The 6,242-nt window shown below is 54.9% G+C and carries 6 protein-coding genes and 2 pseudogenes; all 8 read left to right on the top strand.

Features of this window, described 5'->3' with window-relative positions:
• Window positions 1–85 precede the first annotated feature (85 nt).
• Complete coding sequence (locus tag OGX94_RS09805) at window positions 86–526, top strand: transposase (protein ID WP_004189163.1); 441 nt, start codon at window positions 86–88, stop codon at window positions 524–526.
• Window positions 523–873 (top strand): IS66 family insertion sequence element accessory protein TnpB, encoded by a 351-nt coding sequence (gene tnpB, locus OGX94_RS09800; protein ID WP_004189161.1) that lies wholly within the window; start codon window positions 523–525, stop codon window positions 871–873. Before OGX94_RS09805 ends, tnpB begins: the two co-directional genes overlap by 4 nt.
• A 30-nt stretch (window positions 874–903) precedes the next feature.
• Entirely contained in the window at window positions 904–2,496 is a 1,593-nt protein-coding gene (locus OGX94_RS09795; protein WP_004902302.1) for an IS66-like element ISKox1 family transposase, read from the top strand.
• A gap of 31 nt (window positions 2,497–2,527) precedes the next feature.
• Window positions 2,528–2,638: pseudogene (locus OGX94_RS09790) on the top strand (IS5/IS1182 family transposase); the annotation flags it as partial.
• 273 nt (window positions 2,639–2,911) lie between these two features.
• Complete coding sequence (locus tag OGX94_RS09785; protein ID WP_286569129.1) at window positions 2,912–3,775, top strand: GTPase family protein; 864 nt, start codon at window positions 2,912–2,914, stop codon at window positions 3,773–3,775.
• Between the two features lie 91 nt (window positions 3,776–3,866).
• Window positions 3,867–4,699 (top strand): annotated as a pseudogene (locus OGX94_RS09780) (DUF932 domain-containing protein).
• A 201-nt stretch (window positions 4,700–4,900) separates the two neighbouring features.
• Window positions 4,901–5,605, top strand: a complete 705-nt coding sequence (locus OGX94_RS09775; protein ID WP_103798306.1) for a WYL domain-containing protein — start codon at window positions 4,901–4,903, stop codon at window positions 5,603–5,605.
• Window positions 5,602–6,216 carry a hypothetical protein gene (locus OGX94_RS09770; protein ID WP_103798305.1) on the top strand — a complete coding sequence of 205 codons (615 nt, stop codon included), beginning with the start codon at window positions 5,602–5,604 and terminating at the stop codon, window positions 6,214–6,216. The genes OGX94_RS09775 and OGX94_RS09770 overlap by 4 nt, the downstream gene beginning before the upstream one ends.
• Window positions 6,217–6,242: the final 26 nt, after the last annotated feature.

Below are 6,242 nucleotides of genomic sequence, written 5' to 3'. Positions count from 1 at the left end.
GTAAGCGTCAAGTCACTGCCGCCTGTGATTCCAGTCCCGGGATCGCTAGCTTAGAGCTCCGTCTAATTTAGAAGGAGCTCTGTTTATGGAAAATGCTGCCAACTGGCGAACTGAATCGCGTACCGTCTATTCCAGTGACTTCAAACTTCGGATGGTCGAACTGGCTTCACGACCAGATGCCAACGTCGCACAACTGGCGCGGGAACATGGCGTTGATAATAATCTCATTTTTAAGTGGCTACGCCTCTGGCAGAGAGAGGGGCGAATCTCTCGTCGAATGCCTGCAACTATCGTGGGGCCGGTGGTACCTCAATCTCTTCCGGCTTCTCCGACTCTGTTGTCCGTCGACGTTATCAACGACCCGTTGCCCGCCGCAGAGAATGACACTCTGTGTACGTTCTCCTCCGCTCACGCCAGCGCCACTTCCTGTCATGTTGAGTTCCGCCACGGCAAAATGACGCTGGAGAACCCGTCGTCAGAGTTGCTGACTGTGCTGATCCGCGAACTGACCGGGAGGACACAATGATATCCCTCCCGTCAGGCACCCGCATCTGGCTGGTCGCCGGGGCCACGGATATGCGTAAATCCTTCAACGGGCTGGGCGAACAGATACACCACGTTCTGGATGAGGATCCCTTCTCCGGCCATCTGTTTATCTTCCGGGGACGCCGTGGCGATACCGTGAAAATACTTTGGGCTGATGCTGATGGTCTGTGCCTGTTTATCAAACGCCTGGAAGAGGGACAGTTCGTCTGGCCTGCTGTACGCGACGGCAAAATCGCGATCACCCGCTCACAACTTGCCATGCTCCTTGATAAGCTGGACTGGCGCCAGCCAAAAATATCCCGCCTTAACTCACTGACAATGTTGTAAAAAAATCATAACCGCATTATAAAAGCGGTTATGAATCACGACTATCTCGCCCGTATCGCTGCGCTGGAAGACGCGCTTCGCCAGAAAGACAGTCAGCTCAGTCTCGTTGCAGAGACTGAGTCGTTCCTGCGTTCTGCACTGGCCCGCGCAGAAGAGAAAATAGAGAACGAAGAGCGCGAGATAGAGCATCTGCGGGCACAGATAGAAAAACTGCGTCGAATGTTGTTCGGTACCCGCTCCGAAAAACTTCGCCGACAGGTTGAAGAAGCCGAAGCCCTGCTGAAACAGCAGGAGCAGCAAAGCGATCGCTACAACGGACGGGAAGACGATCCGCAGGTACCTCGCCAGTTACGTCAGTCCCGCCATCGTCGCCCGTTACCGGCACACCTTCCCCGCGAGATACATCGGCTGGATCCTGCGGAAACCAGCTGTCCGGAATGCGGCAGCGGTATGGCGTACCTCAGCGAAGTCAGCGTGGAGCAGCTGGAACTGGTCTCCAGCGCCCTGAAAGTGATCCGCACGGTCAGGGTGAAAAAGGCCTGCACCCGATGTGACTGTATCGTTGAAGCACCTGCGCCATCACGTCCCATCGATCGGGGTATCGCCGGGCCGGGTCTGCTGGCCCGCGTGTTAACGGCCAAATACTGCGAACACCTGCCGCTGTATCGCCAGTGCGAAATCTTTGCCCGTCAGGGCGTGGATCTGAGCCGGGCTCTGCTCTCCAACTGGGTGGATGCATGTTGCCGGTTAATGGCCCCGCTGGATGAGGCCCTTTACCACTACGTGATGGACTGCCACAAACTGCATACGGATGACACTCCGGTTCCGGTGCTTGCACCGGGCAGAAAGAAGACGAAAACCGGGCGTATCTGGACGTATGTACGTGACGACAGAAGCGCAGGTTCATCAGATCCGCCAGCGGCATGGTTCGCCTTCTCGCCAGACCGGCAGGGAAAACATCCTCAGCAACACCTTCGCCACTATCATGGTGTGCTGCAGGCGGATGCCTTCGCAGGCTACGATCGGTTGTTCAGTCCGGAACGTGAAGGAGGGCCGCTGACAGAAGCCGCATGTTGGGCCCATGCCCGCCGAAAAATCCATGATGTCTATATAAGCACTCACACAGCGACAGCGGAAGAAGCCCTGAAACGTATCGGTGAGCTGTACGCGATAGAAGAAGAAATACGCGGCCTCACGACAGAAGAGCGTCTGGCAGCCAGACAATCGCAAAGCAAACCACTGCTGGCATCGCTGCATGAATGGCTGGTAGAAAAAAATGAGACGCTGTCGAAAAAGTCCCGTCTGGGCGAAGCGTTCGCTTATGTCCTGAACCAGTGGGATGCGCTGTGCTACTACTGTGAAGATGGCCTGGCAGAGCCTGATAACAACGCTGCCGAACGAGCCCTTCGTGCCGTCTGTCTTGGGAAAAAGAATTTTATCTTCTTCGGCAGCGACCACGGTGGTGAGCGCGGAGCCCTGCTGTACGGACTGATCGGGACGTGCAGGCTGAATGGTATCGATCCGGAAGCCTACCTTCGCCATATCCTGAGCGTACTGCCGGAGTGGCCCAGCAACAAAGTGGCCGAACTGCTGCCATGGAACGTGGTTCTTACCGATAAATAACCGTCAATACGGCGCTCACTTAACGCTTACGAACAAAACGGCCATCAACATCGAATACATGAAAGCCAGCATCCGTGCCAAGGTGGAGCACCCGTTTCGCATCATCAAGCGGCAGTTCGGCTTTGTGAAAGCCAGATACCGAGTTGCAGCATGAAGCTACAGAAGCTATGAAGGAAAAAGGTGAACATCAACTCGCTGAAATAAGAAAAGAGTGGGACAGGCTGCAGTGTAAATTGTTCTGGTAGAATTAACCGTAGTGATAACCGAAAAAAACAAAACGCATTCCTGATCTCATCATTGATTGAGCGGGTTTATCTAAAAAAGATACAGATATATATCATCATCCTGAACATATCCCATTAACGGCAGAACCCCATGGTTCTGCCGTTTTTGTTTTCATTTCAGAGGAGCAGTGATGAAAAAATCTGAAGGTTTTCAGTCGTTGCAGCAATCGCTTTCTGGCCTGCCGCAGTGGGTATCAGAGCGTATTCTGCAGCAGATAACGCAGTTAACCCACTACGAACCAGTGATTGGCATTATGGGCAAAACCGGGGCGGGAAAGAGTAGCTTGTGCAATGCCCTGTTTGCCGGTGAGGTGTCGCCGGTCAGCGATGTGGCGGCCTGTACCCGTGAACCTCTGCGCTTTCGTCTGCAGGTTGGCGAGCGCTATATGACGCTGGTGGACCTGCCCGGCGTGGGGGAAAGTGGTGCTCGCGATACTGAGTATGCCGGGCTGTACCGTGAACAGCTTCCCCGGCTCGACCTGGTACTGTGGCTGATTAAGGCTGATGATCGGGCACTGGCGGTGGATGAGCATTTTTACCGGCAGGTGATTGGTAAGGCATACCGGCATAAGGTGCTGTTTGTTATCAGCCAGTCGGACAAGGCTGAGCCCACCAGCGGAGGAGAACGATTATCCACAGAGCAGAAGCAAAACATCAGCCGCAAAATCTGCCTGCTGCATGAGTTGTTCCAGCCCGTGCATCCGGTGTGTGCCGTATCGGTCCGTCTGCAGTGGGGATTACGGGTGATGGCTGAGCGGATGATTAAGTGTCTGCCACGCGAGGCCAGCAGCCCGGTGGTGACGCAACTACAGCATCCCTTTCGCACGACGGTAGTCCAGGAGCAGGCCCGTAGCGATTTTGGTGAAACCGTCGGTGCCGTACTCGATAGCATCAGTGCCTTTCCCCTGATACCCGCCCCGGTGCGGGCCGTCATTCAGGCCGTGCGCACCACCGTGGTGTCAGTGGCCCGCGCCGTCTGGGATTTCTTCTTCTGAGCGTTTAATTCTTACCTGTTACTCCCTGAGCCCTGTCGCCTGTGCGACGGGGCTTTCTTTTATTGTTTTTCCCGTTATGAGGAGTCTGCTTATGACCCGTCTGGCTTCGCGCTTTGGCGCAGCAAACCTTATCCGTCGTGATCGTCCGTTAACCCGTGAAGAGCTGTTTCGCGTGGTGCCCAGCGTGTTCAGTGAGGACAAACACGAATCCCGCAGTCAACGTTATACCTATATTCCGACCATCTCCCTGCTGGACAGCCTGCAACGGGAAGGCTTCCAGCCGTTCTTTGCCTGTCAGACCCGGGTGCGTGACCCGGGTCGTCGGGAACACACAAAGCACATGTTGCGCCTGCGCCGGGAGGGACAGATTACCGGTAAACAGGTCCCGGAAATCATTCTGCTCAACTCGCATGACGGCACCAGTTCATATCAGATGCTGCCGGGATTATTTCGTGCGGTTTGTCAGAATGGGCTCGTCTGCGGCGAATCCTTTGGCGAGGTACGGGTGCCACACAAGGGGACGTGGTGAGTCAGGTGATAGAAGGGGCATATGAGGTACTGGGGATTTTTGACCGGGTGGAGGAAAAGCGGGATGCCATGCAGTCTCTGATGCTGTCGCCACCGGCACAACAGGCTCTGGCTCAGGCTGCACTGACGTACCGTTTCGGTGAGGACCACCAGCCGGTGACAGCACCTTAGGTGCTTTCCCCCCGGCGCTGGCAGGATGAGAGCAATGACCTGTGGACCACATACCAGCGTATTCAGGAGAACCTGATTAAGGGTGGGCTCAGTGGCCGGAGTGCAAAAGGCGGGCGAACGCATACCCGTGCCGTGCGCGGCATTGACGGCGACGTTAAGCTCAACCGGGCGCTATGGGTGATGGCGGAAGCTATGCTCTCCGGATTTGCGGCAAACGAATGTTAGCTCCGGCAGCGTACGGACATCCCCTGTCCGTTCGTTGATCGATTTCCAGGCAGGCTTTCCTTGATAAGGCTACGGAACCGCATTCTGATTGCATTCAGCATGCAGAAAAAATACCGCTTCCGCTGTCCGTATCCTGTCCGACCCTCTCGTTACACTAATCACTTAATTTTCAGTCCATTAACAGGGTGGAGAACGCCTCTCATGTCTCAGTCTGAGCGCCGCCATGAGCGCCTTGCGGTCCGGCTGTCGCTGATTATCAGCCGTCTTGTGGCGGGAGAAACGCTGATCATACAGACACTGGCCGCCGAATTTGGCGTGTCAGTGCGCACATTGCGTCGGGATTTTCGCGAGCGTCTGGCCTATCTCGATCTGGAATTCCGTAACGGGCAATGTCGTCTGCTGTCCGGCAGCCGTCAGAGGGAGCTGACGGTGCAGACCTTTGTCCGTCAGTCCGGTGTGGAGGCGCTTTTTCCGGATATAGACAACCAACTGGTCAACTCTCTGTTGAGCGCCAGCGAGTCTCCCTGCCTTATCTGGCACAGCACCAACGTCAGGATGCAAGCACGCCCTGAAGTGTTTACGCGACTGATTCGCGCCATCACAGAACACCGTCGGGTAACGCTACTGGCAGAGGGTCATCGTTGCACTGGTCTGGCTCCCTATCGACTGGTGTGCAGCGACGGCTGCTGGTACCTGACCGGTGAACATGAGGGACATATAACGGTTTTCACGCTGGGTGATATTCACACAGTCACATTCAACCCTGCGCTTTTTGTCCCGGATACACAGGTACGTAACCTGTTGTCACACCCAGATTTTCTTCGGGTTTTACCTCACTTTCAAACTTTCCATTCACTTTTCGTTGTCGGTGACGACGGTTTTTCACCCTTTAAGGAGCAAAAATGAAATTACTCACTGCAACCACGCTGGCGCTCAGCCTGTGCGTCGGAACAGTTTTGCCAGTAGCCGCTGAAAATATCGTGGGTACGGTTAAGGCCTGGCAGTACATGCAGGCAGATGGCTGGAAATCAGCTGATGGTCTGGACAATCATACCCTTAGCAACGCGCTGTATGGTGCCAGAGTGATCGATAATTATCCCTGGACCCGGCAATTCCTGCTACGTCAGGGATACAATGGAGGCTATTTTCTGGCCGATAAAAATACTAAAACGGTACGCAAACTGGCGCTCAAAACAGCCAGTGGTTCTTCCTCCGATTTGACATCTGTCTACCAGGGTGAGGGAAAGGCATGTGGTTTCGTTCTGATTGATACACAGGCTGCATTGCTTGACGAGGCGCAGCAGCGAGCGAGTGGAACTGATGACCCGGCAGAGACAGTGCGACTAGCCCGGACAAAATTTAAATCAAACACCCTGATGGTCGTGCCTGATAACTGCGTCAATCCCAAACAACAGGCCGCGCTGGAGACTAAGCGTTCTCAAAAAGACAGGGAGCTGCAGCAATGGGTGGCAAAGCAGAGCATGGCTGAACTCTGCCGCCGAACCGGTAACTGTTGAGGATCTGGTTACAGATGTTTTAACCG

The sequence above is a fragment of the Citrobacter sp. Cpo037 genome (assembly GCF_030332945.1).
Taxonomy (GTDB): domain Bacteria; phylum Pseudomonadota; class Gammaproteobacteria; order Enterobacterales; family Enterobacteriaceae; genus Citrobacter; species Citrobacter portucalensis.
This window is presented reverse-complemented; position numbering and strand designations above follow the sequence as displayed.

Coding starts and splice junctions, on each gene's coding strand:
- OGX94_RS09770 (WP_103798305.1), top strand. CDS start 5,602: ATGAAATTACTCACTGCAACCACGCTGGCGCTCAGCCTGTGCGTCGGA.
- OGX94_RS09785 (WP_286569129.1), top strand. CDS start 2,912: ATGAAAAAATCTGAAGGTTTTCAGTCGTTGCAGCAATCGCTTTCTGGC.
- OGX94_RS09775 (WP_103798306.1), top strand. CDS start 4,901: ATGTCTCAGTCTGAGCGCCGCCATGAGCGCCTTGCGGTCCGGCTGTCG.
- tnpB (WP_004189161.1), top strand. CDS start 523: ATGATATCCCTCCCGTCAGGCACCCGCATCTGGCTGGTCGCCGGGGCC.
- OGX94_RS09795 (WP_004902302.1), top strand. CDS start 904: ATGAATCACGACTATCTCGCCCGTATCGCTGCGCTGGAAGACGCGCTT.
- OGX94_RS09805 (WP_004189163.1), top strand. CDS start 86: ATGGAAAATGCTGCCAACTGGCGAACTGAATCGCGTACCGTCTATTCC.